18 protein-coding genes and 2 pseudogenes are annotated in these 23,412 nt (G+C 28.8%); 19 read left to right on the forward strand and 1 reads right to left on the reverse strand.

Annotation, left to right across the window (positions count from 1 at the left end; all coding sequences use genetic code 11):
- The first annotated feature begins 34 nt into the window (after positions 1 to 34).
- The 8 genes from topA (at position 35) to NSA50_RS10785 (ending at position 8,116) form a co-directional block, all read left to right on the forward strand.
- Positions 35 to 2,125, forward strand: a complete 2,091-nt coding sequence (topA, locus tag NSA50_RS10750; protein ID WP_195263619.1) for a type I DNA topoisomerase — start codon at positions 35 to 37, stop codon at positions 2,123 to 2,125.
- Between the two features lie 200 nt (positions 2,126 to 2,325).
- The gene (codY, locus tag NSA50_RS10755) at positions 2,326 to 3,102 is read left to right on the forward strand and encodes a GTP-sensing pleiotropic transcriptional regulator CodY (RefSeq protein WP_195263618.1); all 777 of its coding nucleotides are present in this window, start codon (positions 2,326 to 2,328) and stop codon (positions 3,100 to 3,102) included.
- 335 nt (positions 3,103 to 3,437) lie between these two features.
- Complete coding sequence (gene rpsB, locus NSA50_RS10760) at positions 3,438 to 4,139, forward strand: 30S ribosomal protein S2 (RefSeq protein WP_195263617.1); 702 nt, start codon at positions 3,438 to 3,440, stop codon at positions 4,137 to 4,139.
- A gap of 84 nt (positions 4,140 to 4,223) precedes the next feature.
- Positions 4,224 to 5,135 carry a translation elongation factor Ts gene (tsf, locus tag NSA50_RS10765; RefSeq protein WP_195263616.1) on the forward strand — a complete coding sequence of 304 codons (912 nt, stop codon included), beginning with the start codon at positions 4,224 to 4,226 and terminating at the stop codon, positions 5,133 to 5,135.
- Positions 5,136 to 5,204: 69 nt separating this feature from the next.
- Complete coding sequence (gene pyrH / locus NSA50_RS10770; protein WP_195263615.1) at positions 5,205 to 5,921, forward strand: UMP kinase; 717 nt, start codon at positions 5,205 to 5,207, stop codon at positions 5,919 to 5,921.
- 9 nt (positions 5,922 to 5,930) lie between these two features.
- Positions 5,931 to 6,488: a ribosome recycling factor gene (frr, locus tag NSA50_RS10775; RefSeq protein WP_195263614.1), complete on the forward strand. Its 558-nt coding sequence runs from the start codon at positions 5,931 to 5,933 to the stop codon at positions 6,486 to 6,488.
- 55 nt (positions 6,489 to 6,543) lie between these two features.
- Positions 6,544 to 7,305 (forward strand): isoprenyl transferase, encoded by a 762-nt coding sequence (locus NSA50_RS10780; RefSeq protein WP_195263613.1) that lies wholly within the window; start codon positions 6,544 to 6,546, stop codon positions 7,303 to 7,305.
- 16 nt (positions 7,306 to 7,321) lie between these two features.
- Positions 7,322 to 8,116 (forward strand): phosphatidate cytidylyltransferase, encoded by a 795-nt coding sequence (locus tag NSA50_RS10785; RefSeq protein WP_257445031.1) that lies wholly within the window; start codon positions 7,322 to 7,324, stop codon positions 8,114 to 8,116.
- 146 nt (positions 8,117 to 8,262) lie between these two features.
- Here NSA50_RS10785 and NSA50_RS19945 read toward each other — a convergent pair.
- Positions 8,263 to 8,373 (reverse strand): annotated as a pseudogene (locus tag NSA50_RS19945) (hypothetical protein); the annotation flags it as partial.
- A 652-nt stretch (positions 8,374 to 9,025) separates the two neighbouring features.
- Between NSA50_RS19945 and NSA50_RS10795 the strand changes: the two are divergent.
- From NSA50_RS10795 to NSA50_RS10840, 11 genes and pseudogenes are all read left to right on the forward strand, one after another.
- Positions 9,026 to 9,586 (forward strand): aminotransferase class V-fold PLP-dependent enzyme, encoded by a 561-nt coding sequence (locus NSA50_RS10795; RefSeq protein WP_257445033.1) that lies wholly within the window; start codon positions 9,026 to 9,028, stop codon positions 9,584 to 9,586.
- Between the two features lie 33 nt (positions 9,587 to 9,619).
- On the forward strand, positions 9,620 to 9,817 hold the full coding sequence (locus tag NSA50_RS10800; RefSeq protein WP_257445035.1) for a hypothetical protein: 198 nt from the start codon (positions 9,620 to 9,622) through the stop codon (positions 9,815 to 9,817).
- Positions 9,818 to 9,930: 113 nt separating this feature from the next.
- Positions 9,931 to 10,032 (forward strand): annotated as a pseudogene (locus NSA50_RS19950) (hypothetical protein); the annotation flags it as partial.
- Between the two features lie 48 nt (positions 10,033 to 10,080).
- Positions 10,081 to 10,281 carry a hypothetical protein gene (locus NSA50_RS10805; RefSeq protein WP_257445037.1) on the forward strand — a complete coding sequence of 67 codons (201 nt, stop codon included), beginning with the start codon at positions 10,081 to 10,083 and terminating at the stop codon, positions 10,279 to 10,281.
- Position 10,282: 1 nt separating this feature from the next.
- Entirely contained in the window at positions 10,283 to 11,032 is a 750-nt protein-coding gene (locus tag NSA50_RS10810) for an ABC transporter ATP-binding protein (RefSeq protein ID WP_257445039.1), read from the forward strand.
- Between the two features lies 1 nt (position 11,033).
- Positions 11,034 to 13,532, forward strand: a complete 2,499-nt coding sequence (locus tag NSA50_RS10815) for an ABC transporter permease (protein WP_257445041.1) — start codon at positions 11,034 to 11,036, stop codon at positions 13,530 to 13,532.
- Positions 13,533 to 14,477: 945 nt separating this feature from the next.
- On the forward strand, positions 14,478 to 15,434 hold the full coding sequence (locus tag NSA50_RS10820; protein WP_257445043.1) for an AI-2E family transporter: 957 nt from the start codon (positions 14,478 to 14,480) through the stop codon (positions 15,432 to 15,434).
- A 23-nt stretch (positions 15,435 to 15,457) separates the two neighbouring features.
- Positions 15,458 to 16,618, forward strand: coding sequence for a 1-deoxy-D-xylulose-5-phosphate reductoisomerase (dxr, locus tag NSA50_RS10825; protein WP_257445045.1), 1,161 nt, complete (start codon positions 15,458 to 15,460; stop codon positions 16,616 to 16,618).
- 13 nt (positions 16,619 to 16,631) lie between these two features.
- Positions 16,632 to 17,651 carry a M50 family metallopeptidase gene (locus NSA50_RS10830; RefSeq protein WP_257445047.1) on the forward strand — a complete coding sequence of 340 codons (1,020 nt, stop codon included), beginning with the start codon at positions 16,632 to 16,634 and terminating at the stop codon, positions 17,649 to 17,651.
- A 13-nt stretch (positions 17,652 to 17,664) separates the two neighbouring features.
- On the forward strand, positions 17,665 to 18,714 hold the full coding sequence (gene ispG, locus NSA50_RS10835) for a flavodoxin-dependent (E)-4-hydroxy-3-methylbut-2-enyl-diphosphate synthase (protein WP_195263608.1): 1,050 nt from the start codon (positions 17,665 to 17,667) through the stop codon (positions 18,712 to 18,714).
- Positions 18,715 to 18,873: 159 nt separating this feature from the next.
- Positions 18,874 to 23,232, forward strand: coding sequence for a PolC-type DNA polymerase III (locus tag NSA50_RS10840; RefSeq protein WP_458339757.1), 4,359 nt, complete (start codon positions 18,874 to 18,876; stop codon positions 23,230 to 23,232).
- Positions 23,233 to 23,412 lie beyond the last annotated feature (180 nt).

Raw genomic sequence — 23,412 nt, forward strand, 5'->3', positions numbered from 1 at the left:
GTAAACTCCATAAAAATTACTGGAGTTTTTATGTATGGGACAAAATCTTGTAATAGTAGAATCACCTGCAAAGGCTAAGACTATAGGAAAGTATCTTGGTAAGAATTATATAGTAGAAGCATCTATGGGACATGTAAGAGATTTGCCAAAAAGTACATTGGGCGTTGATATAGAAGATAATTTTAATCCAAAATATATAACTATAAGAGGAAAAGGCGAACTTTTAAGTAAACTTAAAAAGGCAGCTAAGAAAGCAGATAAGATATATCTTGCAACTGACCCTGACCGTGAAGGGGAAGCAATATCATGGCATTTAGCTAATATTTTACATATTTCAGAAGATGAAAAATGTAGAATAGTATTTAACGAAATTACTAAAACAGCTGTAAAGGCATCTATAAAAGAAGCGAGAAAGATAAACATAAATTTAGTAGATGCACAACAAGCGAGAAGAATATTAGATAGATTAGTTGGTTATGAAATTAGCCCTATATTATGGAAGAATATAAAATGGGGTTTAAGTGCAGGAAGAGTTCAATCAGCAGCGTTAAAACTTATATGCGATAGAGAAGAAGAAATTAATCGTTTTGAACCTAAAGAGTATTGGACCGTTGATTGCATAGCAACTAAAGACAGAAAGAAGTTTCCAATAAAGTTATCACAATATAAAGGTAAAAAGATTGAAATAAGTACTAAAGAAGAAAGTGAGAAAATAATAGACGAGTTAAAGAAAGATAAGTTTATTGTAACTAAAGTGAAAAAAGGAACGAAGGTAAAAAATCCATTACCACCTTTTACAACAAGTACACTTCAACAAGAAGCATCAAAAAAGTTGAACTTTATGACTAAAAGAACAATGTCTATAGCTCAAGTGCTATATGAAGGTGTTGAAGTTAAAGGTTATGGAACAGTAGGATTAATAACTTATATGAGAACTGACTCAGTTAGAATTTCAGATGAAGCACAAGGAAAAGCATTAGAATTTATCAATTCGAATTTTGGAGAAGATTATGCACCAAATTCTCCAAGAATATATAAGGGAAAGAAAAATATTCAAGATGCTCATGAGGCCATAAGACCATCTATAATTGATATTACTCCGGAAATTGCAAAGGCTTCTTTAACTACAGAGCAATATAAGTTATATGCATTAATTTGGAATAGATTTATGGCAAGTCAAATGGCTTCCTGTGAGTTGAATACTAATAACATAGAAATTAAAAATGGAGACTATAAGTTTAGAGCAAGTGGATCTACTGTAAAATTTGATGGATTTATGAAACTTTATGAATATTTAACGGATGAAGATAATGAAGATGTTTCATTGCCTAAGTTAGAAGAAAATGATGAGTTAAATAAAGTTGATATAGAAGGAAAACAACATTTCACACAACCGCCGGCACGTTATACTGAAGCATCCTTTGTAAAATTACTAGAAGAAAAGGGAATTGGAAGACCGAGTACTTATGTTCCTACAATAACTACATTATTGAGTAGAGATTATATAAAGAGAGAGAAGAAAGTATTATTTCCAACAGAACTTGGTTTTATAGTTAATAATATGCTTAGCGAATATTTTAAACAAATAGTAGATGTTGATTTTACAGCTGAAATGGAAAGAAATCTCGATCATATAGAAGAAGGTCAAGAAGAATGGAGAAAAGTAGTTGGAGAATTCTTTGGGCCATTAAAAATTGCAATAGATAAGGCTGAAAAAGAGGTTTCTAAGGTCGTTATAGAGGATAAGGTAAGTGATGTTCCGTGTGATAAATGCGGTCGTATGATGGTAATAAAGCATGGTAGATATGGGGATTTCTTAGCTTGCCCAGGATATCCTGAATGTAAAAATGCAAAACCTATTGTTGAAGAAATTGAAGCACCTTGTCCAAAATGTGGAGGAAAGATATTAGCGAAAAAAAGTAAAAAAGGTAAAAAGTTCTTTGGTTGTGCTAATTATCCGCAATGTGATTTTGTTAGTTGGAATGAACCGTTAAAAGATAAATGCCCAGATTGTGGTGCTTATATGGTTTTAAAATATAGTAAAGCTAAAGGAAGCTATGCACAATGTTCTGATTCGAATTGTAACAAAACTGTTAACTTAAATAGGGAAAGTAATGATAATTAACGAATAGAAATCAATTACAATTTAATAAAATATTAAAATAAGCAATTTTTCTAAGGAAATGTCGAAAAGCATAAAAAATTTGTTGAAAATAAGTACTTCCTATGTTAGTATAAATAAGTAATTAAGATGTTTTGAGAAAATTTGATCAATTTCAAATTTTCAAAAAATTTAACAGGCTTTATTTATAGGAGGAAGATGGGATGTCATCATTATTAAATAAGACAAGAATGTTGAATAAGATACTGCAAAAATCCGGTACAGATCCTGTAGCGTTTGAAGACATATGTTCTTTATTAAGTGAAGTATTATTATGTAATGTCTATGTGGCAAGCAGAAAAGGTAAGATTCTTGGATATTCATTTTCAAAAAATTTTGAATGTGATGTTATGAAAAATCAAGTTATAGATGAAAAGAGATTTCCAAAAGATTATAATGATAATTTATTAAATGTTCATGAAAGTATTGCTAATTTAGCTAATAAAGGTTTATGTGTTTTTGAAAATCAAGGAAATTGTATTATGGAAGATAAGATTAGTACAATAGTTCCTATAATCGGAAATAGAGAAAGACTTGGTACTTTAATTCTTGCAAGATTTGGTGAAGAATTTACAGATGAAGATTTAGTTTTAGCTGAATATAGTGCAACTATAGTAGGAATGGAAATACTAAGATCAAAGCAATTAGAAATAGAAGATGAAGCAAGAAAGAAAGCTGTTGTACAATTAGCTATAGGAACTTTATCATACTCAGAACTTGAAGCTGTGGAACATATTTTTGGTGAATTAGAAGGAAATGAAGGATTATTAGTTGCATCAAAAATAGCTGATAAAGTTGGTATAACAAGAAGTGTTATAGTTAATGCACTTAGAAAATTTGAAAGTGCAGGAGTAATAGAATCAAGATCTCTTGGGATGAAGGGAACACACATAAAAATATTAAATGAAAAGTTATTAGATGAATTAAAAAAGATAAATTAACATAAACTAAAAGCGTCAAGTTACTTGTTGTAATTTGACGCTTTTAGAATTTATAAGAAAAATTAGAATAGTTTATACAAAAATATTTGATAGTAATTAAAAAGTTTTATGAAATAAAAAGATTGTAGAAAGATATTGAATTTTCTAATAATGTAAAAAATATTTAATTTTACATTTATTGATTTTTAGATGAAAAAAATGTTGCTACTACAATTAGCTTATGTTATACTATCTAAGGTAAATAAATACACACATTGTCAGATTTATAGAGATGGTGCCTTATTTTAGGAAACTCTATAAGAAGGCAATGGAGGAAAAAACCAGGAGGTAACAGAATGTCAGTTATATCAATGAAACAATTATTAGAAGCAGGTGTACACTTTGGACACCAAACAAGAAGATGGAACCCTAAGATGGCTCCTTATATATTCACAGAAAGAAATGGAATATATATAATAGATCTTCAAAAGACTGTTAAGAAAGTTGATGAAGCTTATAACTTTATAAAAGAAGTTGCAGCAGAAGGAAAAGAGATCTTATTTGTAGGAACTAAGAAACAAGCTCAAGAAGCTATCGAAGAAGAAGCAATAAGATCAAACATGCACTTTGTTAATAACAGATGGTTAGGTGGTATGTTAACAAACTTCAAAACTATCAAAACAAGAATTAACAGATTAGAAACTTTAAAGACTATGGAAGAAGATGGTACATTTGAAGTTTTACCAAAGAAAGAAGTTATAAAGTTAAAAGGTGAAATGGAAAAACTAGAAAAGAACTTAGGTGGAATTAAGAACTTAGATTCTACTAACATAGGTGCTATATTTGTAGTTGACCCAAGAAAAGAAAAGAACGCAATTTCAGAAGCTAAGATATTAGGAATACCAGTAGTAGGTATAGTTGATACTAACTGTGATCCAGAAGAAGTTGATTACGTAATTCCAGGAAACGATGATGCAATCAGAGCTGTTAAATTAATAACTGCTAAAATTGCTGATGGTATAATCGAAGGAAGACAAGGCGAACAATTAGCTGAGTAATAAAATTAAAGGGTAGGTGAGTTAACTCATTTACCTTTTGACCTAAATAATAAGGTTTACATTAAGTTAGGAGGAATTTACATTATGATAACTGCTCAATCAGTTAAAGAATTAAGAGAAAAAACTGGTGCAGGAATGATGGACTGCAAAAAAGCTTTAACAGAAGCTCAAGGAGATATGGAAAAAGCTGTTGAAATATTAAGAGAAAAGGGTCTTGCTGCTGCTGCTAAAAAAGCAGGAAGAGTTGCTGCTGAAGGTATAGTAAAAACTTACATATCTGAAGATAAGAAATCAGCAGGTATAGTTGAATTAAACTGTGAAACAGACTTCGTTGCTGCTAATGAAGAATTTGTAACTTTTGCAGATAGATTAGCTCAAATGGCATCTACAACTTCTGCTACAACTGTAGAAGAATTTGTTGCTGAAAAATTTGATGCTGAAAATACAGTTTCAGAAGCACTTACTGCTTTAATAGCTAAGTTAGGTGAAAATATGACTGTAAGAAGATTCAACAAGTTTGCTGTGGCAAATGGCGTTGTAGAAAGCTATATCCATGGTGGTGGAAGAATAGGTGTTGTAGTTGAATTAGGATGCGAAGCTGATAATGCTACTGTTTTAACAGAAGTAGCAAAGGACGTTTGTATGCAAGTTGCTGCAGCTAACCCAACATTCTTAAGCAGAGAAGATGTTGATCAAGAATCATTAGAAAAAGAAAAAGAAATCTACAGAGTTCAAGCTTTAAATGAAGGAAAACCAGAAAACATAGTTGAAAAAATGGTAATGGGAAGAATTCAAAAATACTATAAGGAAGTTTGTCTTTTAGATCAAGCATGGGTAAAAGATGGCGATAAGAGCATAAGCAAATACCTTCAAGAAAAATCAAAGGAAGTTGGTTCTCCTATAACTATCAATAAGTTCGTAAGATTCGAAAGAGGAGAAGGTATCGAAAAAGCAGAAGATAACTTCGCAGAAGAAGTAGCTAAGATGACTAAGTAATACAAAGGAGGACACATATGTGTTCTCTTTTTTTAGGAAGTAACCGAATAATATATGGAGGTACTAAGAATGGATAAATGTCAATATAAGAGAGTAATTCTAAAGGTTTCAGGAGAAGCTTTAGCAGGTGTAAATGGATTTGGATTTGATTTTGATATAATAAAAAGAATCACATTAGAAGTTAAAGACTTAGTAGAAATGGGAGTAGAAGTAGGATTAGTAGTAGGTGGAGGAAACATCTGGAGAGGAAGAAGTGGAGAAGGTATGGATAGATCACAAGCAGATCATATGGGAATGCTTGCTACATGTATAAATGCTTTAGCGCTTCAAGATTCACTTGAACAAAACGGAGTAATGACAAGAGTTCAAACAGCTATCGAAATGAAAGAAATTGCTGAACCATTTATAAGAAGAAGAGCAGTGAGGCATTTAGAAAAAGGTAGAGTAGTTATATTTGCAGCAGGAACAGGAAATCCATATTTCTCAACTGATACTACAGCAGCTTTAAGAGCAGCAGAAATTGAAGCTGATGTTATACTACTAGCTAAAAAAGTTGATGGTGTATATGATAAAGATCCATATAAGTACTCAGATGCTAAAAAATATGATACACTTACTTATATAGAAGTTCTTGAGAAGGGGTTACAAGTAATGGATTCAACTGCAACTTCTTTATGTATGGATAACAGTATTCCAATCTTAGTATTTGGATTAGAGGAACCAGGAAATATAAAAAGAGCTATTTCTGGTGAGAAAATAGGAACTTTAGTTTCATCTAAAAAATAGGAGGTTTTTATGATTAAGGATATTATTCAAAGAGCAGAAGAAAAAATGAACAAAACTATTTCTGTATTAAAATCTGATCTTTCAACTATGAGAGCCGGGAGGGCTAACCCAACAATGCTTGATAGAATACAAGTTGATTACTATGGTAGTCCATGTCCATTAAATCAAGTAGCTAATATTTCGGCACCAGAACCAAGAGTTTTAGTAATATCACCTTGGGAAAAAAGTTTAATGAAAGAAATAGAAAAAGCTATACTTACTTCAGATTTAGGAATAAATCCATCAAATGATGGTAGCGTAATCAGATTAGTAGTTCCAGAATTAACAGAAGAAACAAGAAAAAACCTTGTTAAAAATGTTAAAAAAACAGGTGAAGAAGCAAAGGTTGCTTTAAGATCTATAAGAAGAGAAGCTAATGATAAGATTAAAGCATTAAAGAAAGATGGAGAAATAACTGAAGATGAACTTAAAAATTCAGAAGAAAAAGTTCAAAAGGTAATAGATTCTTTCGTTAAAGAAGTAGATACAATAATTGTGGCAAAAGAAAAAGAGATTATGTCAATTTAAAACCTGCCTTTAGCAGGTTTTTTTCCATATTAGTAATGGTGGAGGGAACATAAATATGTTAGATATTTTTAAAACTAGTAGAAATAAAAAAAATAAAGAAGAAATAGTTTTAGATAAAGAAAATATACCTAAACATATAGCTATAATCATGGATGGAAATGGAAGATGGGCTAAGCAAAGAAAGCTTCCAAGAACTATGGGGCATAAAGCTGGTGTTGAAACTATAAGAAGAGTAATAAAAGAATCGCATATTTTAGGAATAAAATACCTTACGTTATATGCATTTTCAACTGAAAATTGGAAAAGACCAAATGAAGAAGTTTCTGCACTTATGAAATTGCTAGTTGAATATTTGAGAAGTGAATTAGCAGAATTAAATAGAAATGGTGTTGTAATCAAAGTTTTAGGGGATATTAACAAGTTACCTATTGATGCTCAAGAAGAAATTAATGAAGCAATAAATATAACTAAAGATAATAAAGGAATAGTTTTAAGTATAGCTTTCAATTATGGTGGGAGAGATGAGATAATAAGAGCAGTTAAAATGGTATCAGAAGATGCTAAAAAGGGAAATATAAATATAGATGATATTAATGATAAAATATTTGAAAGATATTTATATACTAATAATACACCAGATCCAGATTTGATTATAAGACCTTCAGGTGAACAAAGAATTAGTAATTTCCTGTTATGGCAATGTGCTTATTCAGAATTTTGGTACTCCAATGTATGTTGGCCAGATTTTAAAGAAGAACATTTACATAAAGCCATATATGATTATCAGCATAGAGACAGGAGATATGGTGGAGTATAATAGTTGAGGTGGAAATATGAAGTTAAATAGTAGATATTTGGGAGCGGCTATGATAGCTCCATTTATACTGTTTATTTTACTAGGTGGAATTTGGCTTAAGTCTTTTACAATAGTCATTTCAGTATGTGGTTTATATGAGTTTTATAAAGCATTAAAAGAAAAGAAGTTTAAGCCAGTACCTATAGTAGGATATGCACTTTTAGCAATTTTTTATTTAAGAGGAAATAATTTTGAGGAAATTATGTATATTATAGTTCTTGCAGCTATAGTTTTACTAATTATACCTATTATAAATTTAAAATATACATTTATTGATGTTTCAATAACTTTATTAGGTTTCTTATATATAGGTGTGCTATTTAGCTTTATTCCTATAGTAAATAGTAAAACTGGTGGAGAATATTTAGTTTGGTTAATTTTCTTAGGATCTTGGGTTGCTGATACAACTGCATATTATGCAGGTAAGTATTTAGGAAAAAGAAAGATTTGTCCAGAGGTTAGCCCTAAAAAGACAGTTGCAGGATCGGTTGGGGGATTTTTAGGAAGTACTATTGGTTGTGGAATATATGGGTTGATAATTGTTAACTATGTTCCAGAGGTTTCAATAATTCATTTCTTTTTAATAGGTGCATTATGCGGAATAATGGGTCAATTCGGTGATTTAGTTGCATCATCTGTAAAAAGATATGTAGGGATTAAAGATTATAGTAACTTAATACCTGGACATGGTGGGATTTTAGATAGATTTGATTCTATATTATTTAATGCAGCTGTAGTTTTCTATTACCTAACTTTTATTGTGGGAATTTAAATAGAATTTATAAAAAGTGAATATATGTAGTTTGACAAGTGAAAAAAGGTAGGGAGTGATTAAATCCGATACCTATGTCAAGGACATTATAAAAAAGTTATGCACAAAGAAGATGATTTCTGTATTGAACACAGGAGTCATCTTTTTTAATCCCATTTATGTCTGTAGTCATTATAATAAATCATATATTTATTAATTTCACTTTTAAGTTTTTCATATGAATTACACTTTTTAGATTTAATAGAGTCTTTCAAATAATCAAAAAAAGATTTCTGCGGGGCGTTGTCCTAATAGTTCCCACATCGAGACATAGATTGAAATTATCTTGGACAAAAAAGTAAAACTTTTTTATGATATATTTCTGCCTAATAATTCACATTGGTGCGGAATCATGTAATTAATTAAAGAGTGTACCTTTTCTGGGTAAATGATTGAATAATATTAAATTTATTGCATATTTCTTTTAAATAATTACTAGTATATTGGGATTCTAAGTCATTATGGAATATTAATTGCTTATTTTTATCAGGAGGTTTGCTATAATAGGTATTCTTTAAAGATTTAATAACTAAATAATAGGTCCTTCTTAACTCTTTCAGCAATTTCTTTTAATTCCAAATTTTAATCTAAGTCGTATTCTATTATAAGTCGATCTTCTTATTCTAAGATGTTTTCTTTCTTTTTTAGCATTTATTATTTGACATAATTAATTGTCCTAATATTATTAGGACAAATATCAAATTAATTATATCAGATGCTTTGCAAGACTAACTTCTGTTTAAGTAAAAAACGGAAGTTACTTTTTTCAATTTACACTTTGATAATCTTTAAAAACTTTAATTGTAAAAAAAGATGTATTTCAATATATTGATAAATATGTAATAATAGATTATATTAGTAAAAAAGAGGATGATTATAAGGAATAAAAAAGAGTTTTTAAAATGCATAAAATGGATTGTTGGTATCGAAAATCCCATATATTTTAGTGGAGATTTAAATAAATATATTTATGCAGGTTGGGCAGCGAGTGGACGTATATATAAAGGAATAGAAGAGAAAATGTTCAAATTATATGCATCGTATTATAGTAATATATATACTAAGGATAATATTATAGGAAATTTTATGAATAATGAATATGAAAAATCAAAAGAGATTATAAAAGATCATTTTGGAGCAAAAAATAATTATTTTCTATTTTTGAATGGAACAGGAAAGAATGGTGCAATTGATAGACTTCAAAGAATTTTATTTGAATATATTGATATAGATGAAGCTGTTATTTTTATAACTAGCATGGAGTATAATTCCAACTATTTATTATGGTTAGAGTTAGGTGTTAAAGTAGAGATAATTGAACCGGATAATGATGGAAATCTTGATTTAAATTCCTTAAAGGAATTACTTATTAAAAATAATGATAAAAAATATAAGATAGGATCATTTACAGCGTGCTCTAAATTAACTTGAATAAAAGTTGAATGGAGGAAATTTACTGACATAATGCATAGAGGTGGAGGTATAGTATTTGTAGATTTTTCAATTAGTGCACCCTATACTGAAATAAATTTAGAAAGACTAAATCCAATAGAAAGGCCAGATGGAATCCTTTGTTCAATACACAAATTTTTAGGTGGACCAGGAACCCCTGGATTATTATTTTTGAAAAAGAATTATATAGAAGAAAACCTCCAACAATAGCTAGCAGTAGGACTGTATTATGGACTAATCCATGGGGGAAAAGGAATATCCTTGATATCTATGTTATTAATTGAAGAATTAATTAATGACATAGATAACAAGGATATTAGCAAATCAAGTTATATAAAGATGCTGAAGAACTGTCTGGTGGAGAGTGGCAAAAAATAGCTATAGGAATAGGAATATTTAAAAGTAGTAATATAGTAATTTTAGATGAACCTACTTCAGCTTTAGATCCGTTATCAGAATTAGAGGTTTTTAAATTGTTTGAAGAACTTTCAAATGATAAAACGACAATAACAATATCTCATAGATTAGGGATAACAAGGTATTCTAATAAAATAATTGTTATGGAGAAAGGTGAAATAATTGAAATAGGAACACATAAAGAACTTATTAATTTAGGTAAAAAATACTTTGAATTATATACTTCACAATCAAATTGGTATAAGGAGAATTTGTGATATGAAAAAAATATTATCTGTAGAGAGTTTATGTAAGGTTTATAGAATTTCTAATACAAATGTTAATGCACTAAAGGATATAAATTTATACTTAGAAGATGGAGAGTTCTTAGCTATTATGGGAAAGAGTGGTTCAGGGAAAAGTACTTTTCTTAATATAGTAGCAGCTTTAGATTCTCCAACTTCAGGTAAAATAAAGCTTGAAGATGAGGAAGTAATAGGAATGTATGAAGAACCTAATGCAAGTATATATAGATCAGAAAACATAGGCTTTATCTTTCAAGATTTTAATTTACTTAAGGATTTAACAGTAGAAGAAAATATAGTGTTACCACTTATCTTAAAAGGAATTAAAGAAAAGGAATCAATAGAAAAGGTTAATGAAATAATGAAGGAGTTAAACATATATAATTGGAGAAAACATAGACCTGTTCAGTTATCAGGAGGACAAAAACAAAGAGTAGCTATAGGTAGAGCAATAATAACTAATCCTAAGTTACTACTTGCAGATGAGCCAACAGGAAATTTAGATTATAACACATCGATAGAAATATTAAATATACTTCAAATAATGAAAAATAAGATGAATAAAAGTATAATTATGGTTACCCATGACCCTGAGGTAGCAAGTTATGCTGATAGGGTTTTATTTTTCCATGATGGAGAAATAATAGAGGAGTATAAGATTAAGAAGGATAATAATGATATAGATTTTATTATGAATATTTTTAAGAAAATAATGAGGTTATAGTATGATTAGGAAAGTGAGAGATGTAGGATTTAAGAATATTAAGCATAATAAATTTATAGTTATTTCATCAATATTTAGTATAATGATAGCTCTTGTTATATTTCTTAGTATGTTTAACTTCATAAGAAACTCAGAAAAAACTCTTATGGATAATATTCATAAAGTTTATGGAGATATGGATATATCGATTAGTTATGATAGAGAATTAAATAAGGATTTTACACAAGAAACTGTAAATAAAATTATAAATAATGAAGGAGTTGAAAAATCCTCAGAGGTGTTGATAGACTTTTTATATGTGGAAGGAAGTGACACTTATATAGCTGGTTTAGAAGATAATGACTTAAGTAAGAGTAGATATAAATATACTAGTAGTCTTAAGGATAACTCAATAGTTATAAATACTGGACTAGCTCAAAGATTAAATAAAGGTATTGGAGATACAGTAGAAATAGAGAATGACTTCTTCACTATTAAAGAAGTATTGCAAAATGATAAAAATAACTTAGATATTCCAAATATTTTAATAATGGATATAAATAATCTTAGAGAGTTTACTGGGAAAATAGCTACAGGAGTTATGGTAAAGCTTAATAAAGATGTAGTTAATACAGTGAATTTTGCAACATCAATAAAAGAAGAAATAGATAAAGATATAGAAAGTGAGATTGTAGAAGAGAATGAGGTAGTTAAGGTTAACCTTCAAAGTCTAAAAATATTTATATATATTTTAGGTGCGCTTATATTAATAATGAGTGGATATTTAATTCTAATTAATTTTAATACATTTTTATATAAATATAGAAAAGACTTTTCTATAATAAGATCAATTGGAGCAAGTGGAAGACAATGTTTTAAGATAGTTTTTGTTCAAAGCACTTTTATAAATATTATAGGATGCGTATTAGGTTTCATAACAGCTTATATTTTTAATTCTAAAATTATAAATTTAATAAAGCCTTTATTTAATTTTGAAATAGAAATTTATAATTTTAATCTCTTGGAATCTATAGTCATAACTTTAATTACTGCAATAATAATTGAAGTTATGATGCTAATACCAGCTTATAAATCTTCAAAAATATTACCTTTAAAAATAAAGGAAGAAAATGAAGGTTTGTATATTAAAAAAGGCTCTAATATAGGTACTTATATTATTTATTTTATAGGATTTTGCATTTATTGCTATGGAGTAGTATTTAAATCAAATAGTGAGAGTGCTACTATATATGCTTTAGTAGCTTCAGTTTTTTTTGTTATGGGCACTGTTATTTACGTAATGAACAATATACAATTTATATTAAATAAATTACTTTTACCAGTGAAAAAGGTAGGGGGTGTGTATAGCTTTATAGCAATAAAAAATATGATTCCACAGGTGAAAAGATATTCTGCCATTATAATATTTATATCTGTTTTGTTTATGGTTATTACTTTTTCAACTAGCATATTTAATATAATAGAAAAGAATGGTATAGAATATACTAAAAGTGATAATCCAGGGGATATAACAGTTACAAGCGTTCTAAAATGGGATTCAAATTTGAATTATTCAATAATGGAGGATTTTAAAAAGTTAGATAAAAATAGTAGTGTTAGTTTTATAAATAATTCTACAGCATTTGTAACAGATTTATCTGATGATTTAACATCAGTTGGAGTTATGGATATAAAACCATTTATTGAAAATAACATATTAAAAGTGGACAATAATATTAATTTAAATGATAAGGTTGTAATTACAGAAGAATTCGCTAAGAAAAATAATTTGGAGATAGGAAATAAAATAACTTTAGCGTCACGTGAGTATGGTGAATCTATTGAAGATAAGATAGACTATCCTATTGGTGAATTCATAGTAATTGGGCACATGAATAAACTTCCCAATAATGGGGCTGAGATAGTTATAGATTTTACCAGTAAAGCTTCTCAAAGAATTATAGAAGAATTAGAGAAGAATGATATAAATAAATTTGAAAGGTTAATAGTATTTACTGAAAATCCAAGGAATTATGCAGAAAAGTTAGAAACACTTAAAGGTAAATATCCAGAATTAAAATGGAGTATTACTGAGGATTTATTGGAAGAAAATAGACAATATTTATTTCAAAGATGGGCAGTACTTATTATATCTATGGGAGCTATATTATTTATTGTAGTTTTAGGTGCTATTAATTCTTTGATGAATGATATAAATAATAGAAGAAGCGAGTATGCGATATTAAGAGTTTTAGAACTTAAGCCTAAGAATGTAATTCAAATAATAGCTACGCAGGTATTAACATATATTACATTAGGATTAATTATTGGAGTAATTTCTGGAGAAATTATAAGTATAATCATTATGTCTTCAGAGGGGATATTTTCTTTAGGCTTTAATGGAAAGATAATATTAACATTTTCAACATTAATTTATATATTAGTATTCAGTATAATTTTACCTTTTGCAATAAAAATATCAAGAAAAAATATAGCTAAGGAATTAAAAAGTGAGGTTTAGATGTAAGCGTCCAAGTTTTAGTGTATTTTATAATTTAAAAAATAGCATTGAAATATCCTAGTAAGGCAAAATTAAGCTTTACTAGGATATTTTATTTAATTTAATTTTCATATTTTTAGTAATCTTATTACATAAAGTCATAAGGTTCTCCGGGCTTATATATATATTTTAGATAGATTATAAAATAAATAAACCAACTACGTTTCTATAACTAAATTATTAGCAATGATAGTATTAACTATGATATAAATATTAGAACTATAAGTCATATATTTAGCAATATTAGCAAAGTAGAAGTTTTTCTTCTAATATACTCAATAAAATTATATATAATTGAAGCTAACTTTTCAGTTCTTTATGATAGTAAATTTAGAAATAATTTCATTACATCGGATAGTAAGAATTCATATGAGAATATAAGAGATAATATTAAAGATTTGGAAATACACAAAATGACTAGAAGTAGTATTAATATTATTTCTGAAGTAATAAATTATTTCAGTAAATACAATTCGTTAACTATTAAGTATACTGTGGAATGCATACAGTTAGGATCGGTAAATGGGCTATTTGCAAATATTAGAATTTAGTGGGCGTAAGCAATGAGTAAAAAATAGTTCTTAGAAGTAAAAGCTAGAGAGTTAATGCTATTTACTCATTGAAGCTATAAAGAATTGATATTTTTGAATTATAAGAGTCGTATTAAAGAGGCTTTCACGTATGGTTATGTGAGAAGTTTAGAGTGAAACTCATTTTATTTACTCATTGAGAAGACAGAAAATAAAATAATTATTTTCTTACTACTTGATTAAAATGAATTTATATAAGAAGAGTAAGTCATGTATCAACATTAATATTAATATAATCATAGTATGTAGCTTTGGCTTAGTAGTATATTTTATAGTTGTTTCAAGTGTAATTTATATAAAAAGAAAGGAGGGGGCTATGAAGTTATATCAAACCTATAATAAAATAATAAATTTAGTAATTACATTTATTATTATTTCGTTAATTACATTATTAATAAAAAACTATTTTCAACCTTTTATTATTGTTGTTATAATGATTTTAATAACTCAGCCATTATATAAATTTTTTATAAAAACTAACTTACCGAAATCTATGTGTGCAATCTTAAGTTTACTTATAATAAATATTTTTATGTTTGTTATAATATTTTATTTTGGAAATACAATTTTAAGTTTATTTTATAAGTTTTATAGAAATAATATGTCAGAAGTAGATACATTTATTAAAAATATGAAAATACTTTTGAATTTTGACTTGAATAAAATGCTACAAACTTTAAGTGGTTTCTTTAGTAGTAATATGATAATGCAAGGTGCAATAGTAACTGGAGATGGAGTTATAGCATACTTTTTAGCTAATATTATAGATTATTTTATATTAGTTGATAAGAGTAAAATTTATGATTTGTTAAAAAACATATTTCCAAATGAAGTTATAAATAATTTCATGGAGAAAATAAAAAATTTAAAAGAAGTTTTTAAAATAGAAGTAAGGTTAATAATATTAAGTGCTTTTATAATAACATTAGGATTTAAGATACTTGGAATACATAATAGTATTTTTTTAGGAAGTCTATGTGCAATTTTAGATATACTTCCTTTTGTTGGAACAACAATTGTTTTTATACCAATTATAATATACAATATTATAATGAAGAGGTATTTATTAATAATTGGATTAATTTCATTATATTTGTTAGAACGGTTTGTTAGGGAAATATTAGAGGCAAAATTTCTAAGTAGCAAATTAGAAATTCATCCATTAATAGTAATAGTATCGATTTATGTAGGGGTAAAAATGTTTGGATTTATTGGTATAATTGCAGGTCCAATTTACAGTATAATTGCAAAAGATATGATATACAGTAGTTAAATACTGAATTCGAGGAGGTAAGTATGAAAAACATTTCGATTTTAGGGGCTACAGGCTCAATAGGTACTCAAACTTTAGATGTAATAAGAAGTTCAAATAATGAAATTAAGCTTATAGGTGTAAGTGCTAATTCATCTGTTGAAAAGATTAAGGAAATAATAAATGAATTTAATCCTAAATATGTGGCTATGATGGATGAGGAAAGTTCAAAAGTTATTAAACGTTATTGTTTAGATAACAATTTGAAGATAGAAGTCTATTCAGGAATAGAAGGTCTTGAAAAAATAGCTACATTGGAAGAAATAGATATGGTTTTAACTTCAGTAGTGGGGATGATTGGATTAAGACCAACTATAAAAGCTATTGAAGCAAAAAAAGATATAGCATTAGCTAATAAGGAAACTTTAGTTGTAGCTGGCGAGTTAGTTATGAAAAAAGCAAAAGAAATGGGAGTAGATATACTACCAGTAGATTCGGAACATAGTGCTATATTCCAAGCTTTAAATGGGTATACTGAAAATGATGTAAGTAAAATTATTTTAACAGCTTCAGGGGGACCATTTAGAGGAAAAGATAATGAATACTTAAAAAGTGTGACGGTAAATGATGCATTAAAACATCCTAAATGGAATATGGGTCAAAAAATATCTATAGATTCAGCAACACTTATGAATAAAGGACTTGAAGTTATTGAAGCGCATTTTTTGTTTAATTGTCCATATGAAAATATAGAAGTAGTAGTGCACCCTCAAAGTATAATTCATTCAATGGTAGAGTATAATGATGCAAGTGTTATTGCTCAGTTAGGTTCAACGGATATGAAGTTACCTATACAATATGCAATTAATAAAAAAGAAAGAAAACATGCTATAGCAAAAAAACTTAATTTTTATGAAATTGGAGCATTAACTTTTGAAAAACCTGACTTAGAAACTTTCAAGTGTTTAAAGCTTGCTTATAAAGCTGGAAAAGAAGGAGGGTTAGCTCCATGTATATTAAATGGTGCTAATGAAGAAGCGGTATCTTTACTTTTAGAAGAAAAGATAAAGTTTTTACAAGTTTCAGAAATCATAGAAGAGGCTTTAGAAAATTTTAAAGAAGAAAAATCAAAGGAAGTTAATTTAGAAAATGTAATTGAATTAGATAAGAAAGTAAGAGAATATATAAGGGTAAGATGGAATTAGGAGGAGAAATATATTGTATATAATCTATGCGTTATTGGGATTTAGTTTACTTATAATAGTCCATGAACTTGGTCATTTTGTAATGGCAAAGGTAAATGGAATAAAGGTTGAGGAATTTGCTATTGGAATGGGACCTAAAATACTTTCAACTCAAGGAAAAGAAACAAAATATTCAATAGGTTTGTTTCCTATTGGAGGATATGTTAAAATGATGGGAGAAGAAGAAGAGGTTCAAGATGAAAGGAGCTTTTCTTCGAAATCGCCTCTTAGAAGAATAAGTGTTATTATAGCTGGAGCAACTATGAATTTCTTATTTGCTATAATTATATTTACAGTATTTTTAAATAAGTTTGGATATAGTTTACCTAAGGTAAATAGCTTAATTGAAAATATGCCAGCAATGGAAGCTGGATTACAAGAAGGCGATACTTTCGTAAAGATTAATGGAAGTAGAGTATTTTCAGCAGATGATTTAACTATAGGTATAAGTCTTGCAAAAAATAATCCAATTAACTTTTTAATTGAAAGAAATGGGGAGAAGAAGGAAGTTACTGTTACTCCAAAGTTGACAGAGGAAAATGGAAGGGAAAGATACATGATAGGCTTTGGATTCGAAAGAGTAGATAACCCTGGTATTGTACAAAGTTTTAAACAAAGCTTCAAAGAAACATTATCAGTAATTAGTCAAACTTATAAAAGTTTAAAGATGATGATTATGGGTGAAGTTAATTTTAAAACAGATGTAGGGGGACCGGTATCTATTATCAGAATGTCTAGTGAGGCCGCAAAAAATGGTATATGGAATCTTATGTATTTTGTAGCCTTTATAAGCATAAATTTAGCTGTATTTAACATGTTACCATTCCCAGCCTTAGATGGTGGGTGGACTGTAATATTATTAATAGAGCTTATTACAAGAAGAAAAGTACCAGATAAATTAGTTGGGGCAATGAACTATGTTGGAATAATGTTACTTTTTGGGCTTATGATTATAGTTACAATAAAAGATATATTATTCCCTATACAACTTTAGGAGAGGAAATAAAATGGAAAGAAAACAAACAAGAAAAGTTAAGGTTGGAAGTTGTTATATAGGAGGAGATGCTCCTGTATCTATTCAATCAATGACAAATACAGATACAAGAGATGTAGAAGCTACATTAGAACAAATAAATACTTTATATAAAGCAGGATGTGAAATAATAAGATGTGCAGTTCCTGATATGAAGGCGGCAGAGGCATTAAAGGAAATATGCCAAGGTTCACCAATTCCTGTAGTTGCAGATATACATTTTGATTATAAATTAGCTTTAGCAGCTATCGAAAATGGAGTATCTGCATTAAGAATAAATCCAGGTAATATTGGAAGTATAGAAAAAGTTAAAATAGTTGCAGAAGCAGCAAAGGCTAAAAACTTACCAATTAGAATTGGCGTAAATTCAGGGTCTTTAGAAAAAGATATTTTAGAAAGAGATGGAAAGCCAACTGCAAAGGGGTTAGTTGAATCAGCTTTAAGACATGTTAAAATACTAGAAGAATTAGACTTTTATGATATAGTTATTTCAATAAAATCATCTGATGTTGTAATGATGATAGAAGCATATAGATTGATGAGTCAAAGTTGCAATTATCCTCTTCATTTAGGTGTAACTGAATCAGGAACACCTTTTAGGGGAACAATAAAATCAAGTATTGGACTTGGTACACTTTTAGCAGAAGGTATAGGCGATACTGTTAGAGTATCTTTAACTAGTGATCCGATTGAAGAAATAAAGGTTGCTAAGGAAATATTAAAAGCCTTAAAATTAAGAGAAAGCGGATTACAATTTATATCTTGTCCTACTTGCGGCAGAACTCAAATTAACCTTATTAAAATAGCACAAGAAGTTGAAAAAAAATTAGAAAGTATAAACAAAAATATTAAGGTTGCTGTAATGGGCTGTGCTGTTAATGGACCAGGAGAAGCAAGAGAAGCAGACATTGGAATTGCCGGTGGTAGAGGAGAAGGTTTAATCTTTAAAAAAGGTATAATTGTTAAAAAAGTAAAAGAAGAAGATTTAATTGAAGAGTTAATGAAAGAAATAGAAAATATGTAATTAGAATAATTGACAATGAATAATGAAAAATTAAGTTGGATAAATACTTAATTGACATTTTACATTGTCAATTATTTCGTTAATTATTATTTGCCAAATATTAATAAATATTTTACTCAACACTTCATAAAATATTAAACTATGCATTATCAATTAGATATGATCAAGTATACAGGAGGTGTTATTTATTTGAGTGAAGATGCTTTAAAACTTATAAAGAAAGAAATAAATAAGAATGAATCATTAGAAGATAAAGGAATAAATATAATAAAGTTTCAGTTTTTAAAGAAAAGCAATCTTCTAAAAGTTGTATTACGTGGAAAAGATGGTTTAAATAATCAAGAAGAAGATGAAGTTAAAAGGGCAATTAAGAAAACATTAGGAATTGATATAAATATAGAAGTCTTATTTTATAGGGATATATCAAACTTAACACTAAATGAGATAGTAGAAAAACATTGGCTTGAAGTTACAGAAGATGTAATGAAAAAAGCACCTTTATCTAAATCAGTACTTATTAAAGGAAAGAAGAGTGTTAATGGTAATACTATAAATATAGCTAGTGGATATGAGAAAATAAATGAGCATCTAAATACAAAAGATATTCCAAAGCAAATAGCATTAAAGATAGAAAGTATATTTGGAATAAAATCTAAAATAACTTTAGAGTATGATAGTAGCTTGGAAGTAGAAAGTGACTATACTGAAAAACTTGAAAAAGAAAAAGAAGTTTTAAAAGAAATCTTCAGTGGAAGAAATATTTCAGTGCAGTCTACAAGTAATCCAAGTGAAGAAAAACAAAATGCTAAGGCTAAGAAACCATATGAAAAAAGAGAATTCAAAAGAGAGCCTAAAAGTGAAAATAGCATTTTAGGAAGAGGTATAAGTCAAGAAGCTATACCAATTAAGGAAATTGATGAAACTTCAGGTGTTGTTGCTGTTATAGGGGAAGTATTTAAAACAGATATAGTTGAAACTAAAACAGGTAAAATTATATTAACTTTCTTTATTACAGACTATACAAGTTCAATAACCGTAAAATGCTTTTTAAAGCCACAAGAAACTGAAGAAGTATTAGAGAATGTTAAAAAAGGCTTATACTGTAAAGTGAGAGGAGAAGCAATTTATGATACATATGCTAGAGAAGTAGTAATAATGGGAAGAGATATCTTAAGAATGAGTAAGATAGAAAGAATGGATGGAGCTGAAGAAAAAAGAGTTGAGCTTCATTGTCATACAACCATGAGTGCTATGGATGGCGTTGTGTCAGCTACTAAAATAATAGAAAGAGCAGCAAAATGGGGGCATAAAGCTATCGCAATAACAGATCATGGTGTTGTTCAAGCTTTTCCAGATGCTCAAATTGCAGCTAAAAAGAATAAAATTAAGGTGCTATATGGAGTAGAAGGATATTTAGTTAATGATGGAATACCTATAGCATTAAATGATATGGGGCAAAGCTTTGATGATACTTTTATAGTATTTGATATAGAAACTACAGGATTTTCAGCTAAAAATGATAAGATAATAGAAATAGGAGCTGTGAAGATTAAGGGAAGAGAAGTAATAGATACATTTAGTGAATTTGTATATCCTAAATGTAGAATTCCTTATAAGATAACGGAACTTACTGGAATAACTGATGAAATGGTTCAAGATGCAGATCCTATAGAAGCTGTTTTACCTAAATTTATGGAGTTTATAGATGATTGTGCAGTGGTAGCTCATAACGCAGCATTTGATACAGGATTTATAAAAAAGAATTGTAATGACTTAGGTCTTGAATTTAATTCAACTATAGTAGATACAGTTCCTCTTGCAAGATTTTTATACCCTGAATTAAAAAGAGTAAAATTAAATTTAGTAGCTAAACATCTTGGAGTTTCACTTGAAAATCATCATAGAGCAGTTGATGATGCAAAGGCAACTGCAGAAATTTTCTTGATATCTATCAAAAAGATGGTAGAAGAATTAAATATGAATAGTCTTAATGATTTAAATAGGGAATTCCTTGAAAAAATGGATATTAAAAAGGAAAAGACATATCATATAATAATTTTTGCAAAGACTCAAGCAGGTATGAAGAACTTATATAAATTAGTATCTGAAGCTCATATAGATAATTTTCATAAGAATCCAAGGGTTAGAAAAAGTAAGCTTATGGAAATGAGAGAAGGGCTAATTATTGGTTCGGCTTGTGAAGCTGGAGAAGTATATAGAGCTGTTTTAGATGGAAAGTCAGATGAAGAACTAAAAGAAATCATGGGATTTTATGATTATTTAGAAATCCAGGCTATAGGGAATAATGAATATCTTATAAATAAAGGAAATGTAAAAGATGAAGACGAACTTAGAAGTTTAAATACTAAGATATATAATTTAGGTAAAGAACTTAATAAACCAGTAGTAGCAACAGGAGATGTACACTTTTTAGATCCACAAGATGAGGTTTTTAGAAGAATAATAATGGCAGGGCAAGGTTTCTCAGATTCAGAAAAACAGCCACCTTTATATTTAAAAACTACTGAAGAAATGTTAAAAGAGTTTTCTTATTTAGGAGTAGATGGTGCAAAAGAAGTTGTAATAACTAATCCAGGAGAAATAGCAGATTCTATAGATGTTTTAAAGCCAATACCAGATGAAACATATCCACCTAAAATAGAAGGTGCAGATGATGAAATTAGAGAAATGACTATGAAAAAGGTACATTCAATTTATGGAGATCCACTGCCCGAAATAGTTCAAAAAAGATTAGATAAGGAATTAAACTCAATTATAAATAATGGGTATGCTGTGTTATATTTGATTGCCCAAAAACTAGTTGCAAAATCACTAGCAGATGGTTACTTAGTTGGATCAAGAGGATCTGTTGGATCATCTTTTGTTGCAACAATGTCAAATATAACAGAGGTTAATGGGTTACCTCCACATTACGTTTGCCCTAACTGTAAAAATTCGGAGTTCTTCTTAGATGGTTCTGTAAGCTCAGGTGCTGATTTAGAAGATAAGGATTGTCCGAAATGTGGAGCTAAATATATAAAAGATGGTCATGATATACCGTTTGAAACTTTCCTAGGATTTGAAGGTGATAAGGAACCTGATATAGATCTTAACTTTTCAGGTGATAACCAAGGAGAAATTCATAAATATACAGAAGTTTTGTTTGGTAAAGGATACGTATTTAAAGCAGGAACAATAGGTACTGTTGCTGAAAAAACAGCATATGGATATGTAAGAAAATATTTAGATGAAAGAGGGCTTAGAGCATCAAGTGCTGAAATTGAAAGATTAACTATTGGTTGCACAGGAATAAAAAGAACAACAGGGCAGCATCCAGGTGGTATTATGGTTGTTCCAAGTGATAATGAAATTTATAATTTCACACCAATACAACGGCCTGCTGATGATCCAACATCAGATGTTACAACAACTCATTTTGATTATCACTCTATATCAGGAAGATTACTTAAACTTGATATACTTGGACACGACGATCCAACTATGATAAGAATGCTTCAAGATTTAACTGGAGTAGACCCTAAAACAATACCTTTAAATGATAAAAAAGTTATTTCTTTATTTACTTCACCAGAAGCACTAGGAGTAACTAAGGAAGAACTAGGGTGTGAAGTTGGTAGTTATGGACTTCCGGAATTTGGTACAAAATTTGTTAGAGGAATGCTTGTAGATACTCAACCCAAAAGTTTCGCAGATTTAGTTAGAATATCTGGTCTTTCACATGGTACAGATGTATGGCTTAACAATGCACAGTACTTTATAAAAGAAGGATATACTACACTTAAAGACTGTATATCTACAAGAGATGATATCATGGTTTATCTAATGTATGCTAGAGTACCTCCTAAGATGGCGTTTACCATAATGGAAAGTGTAAGAAAAGGTAAGGGACTTACAGAAGAATTTGAAAAAACAATGAAGGAAAATAATGTTCCTGATTGGTATATAGAGTCATGTAAAAGAATAAAATACATGTTCCCTAAAGGGCATGCTGTTGCTTATGTAATGATGGCTGTAAGGATAGCTTACTTTAAGGTATATTATCCTGAAGCATATTATGCAACATATTTTACTGTAAGGGCAGATGATTTTGATGCGGACCTTATTTGTAAGGGACCAGGAGCAATAAAAGCAAAATTAGATGAACTTTACGAACTAGGAAATAAAGTTACAGCAAAAGATAAGGGATTAATTACTGTTTTAGAACTTTCCTATGAACTTTATGCAAGAGGACTCAAATTCTTAAAGGTAGATTTATATATATCAGAAGCAACAAAGTTTACAATTGAGAAGGATGGAATAAGACCTCCTATAAGTGCGCTTCAAGGAGTTGGAGATAACGCAGCAAAAAGTATAGTAGAAGCTAGAAAAGAAGGCGAATTTATATCTAAAGAGGATTTAAGAGTAAGATCAAAAGTTTCAAAAACTGTAATAGAAACATTGAGTAATCATGGGTGCCTTGAAGGAATGTCAGAAACGAATCAGTTATCTTTGTTTTAAATTAAGTATAAAAATAATATATATGGGGCAAGTAATTAATATAAGTAGCGTAACAATTTAATTACTACCCCTTGTATTAATTAGGAAATTATGATAGGATAATTAAAGAAGTAATTTACTAATAGCTAGAAAATGTGAGTGGGAGTGATAAATGCCCGCTCTTTCTATTTAATTGCAACT

The organism is Clostridium mucosae, assembly GCF_024622765.1.
Classification (GTDB): domain Bacteria; phylum Bacillota; class Clostridia; order Clostridiales; family Clostridiaceae; genus Clostridium.

Coding starts and splice junctions, on each gene's coding strand:
- topA (WP_195263619.1), top strand. CDS start 35: ATGGGACAAAATCTTGTAATAGTAGAATCACCTGCAAAGGCTAAGACT.
- codY (WP_195263618.1), top strand. CDS start 2,326: ATGTCATCATTATTAAATAAGACAAGAATGTTGAATAAGATACTGCAA.
- rpsB (WP_195263617.1), top strand. CDS start 3,438: ATGTCAGTTATATCAATGAAACAATTATTAGAAGCAGGTGTACACTTT.
- tsf (WP_195263616.1), top strand. CDS start 4,224: ATGATAACTGCTCAATCAGTTAAAGAATTAAGAGAAAAAACTGGTGCA.
- pyrH (WP_195263615.1), top strand. CDS start 5,205: ATGGATAAATGTCAATATAAGAGAGTAATTCTAAAGGTTTCAGGAGAA.
- frr (WP_195263614.1), top strand. CDS start 5,931: ATGATTAAGGATATTATTCAAAGAGCAGAAGAAAAAATGAACAAAACT.
- NSA50_RS10780 (WP_195263613.1), top strand. CDS start 6,544: ATGTTAGATATTTTTAAAACTAGTAGAAATAAAAAAAATAAAGAAGAA.
- NSA50_RS10785 (WP_257445031.1), top strand. CDS start 7,322: ATGAAGTTAAATAGTAGATATTTGGGAGCGGCTATGATAGCTCCATTT.
- NSA50_RS10795 (WP_257445033.1), top strand. CDS start 9,026: ATGATTATAAGGAATAAAAAAGAGTTTTTAAAATGCATAAAATGGATT.
- NSA50_RS10800 (WP_257445035.1), top strand. CDS start 9,620: ATGCATAGAGGTGGAGGTATAGTATTTGTAGATTTTTCAATTAGTGCA.
- NSA50_RS10810 (WP_257445039.1), top strand. CDS start 10,283: ATGAAAAAAATATTATCTGTAGAGAGTTTATGTAAGGTTTATAGAATT.
- NSA50_RS10815 (WP_257445041.1), top strand. CDS start 11,034: ATGATTAGGAAAGTGAGAGATGTAGGATTTAAGAATATTAAGCATAAT.
- NSA50_RS10820 (WP_257445043.1), top strand. CDS start 14,478: ATGAAGTTATATCAAACCTATAATAAAATAATAAATTTAGTAATTACA.
- dxr (WP_257445045.1), top strand. CDS start 15,458: ATGAAAAACATTTCGATTTTAGGGGCTACAGGCTCAATAGGTACTCAA.
- ispG (WP_195263608.1), top strand. CDS start 17,665: ATGGAAAGAAAACAAACAAGAAAAGTTAAGGTTGGAAGTTGTTATATA.
- NSA50_RS10840 (WP_458339757.1), top strand. CDS start 18,874: ATGATCAAGTATACAGGAGGTGTTATTTATTTGAGTGAAGATGCTTTA.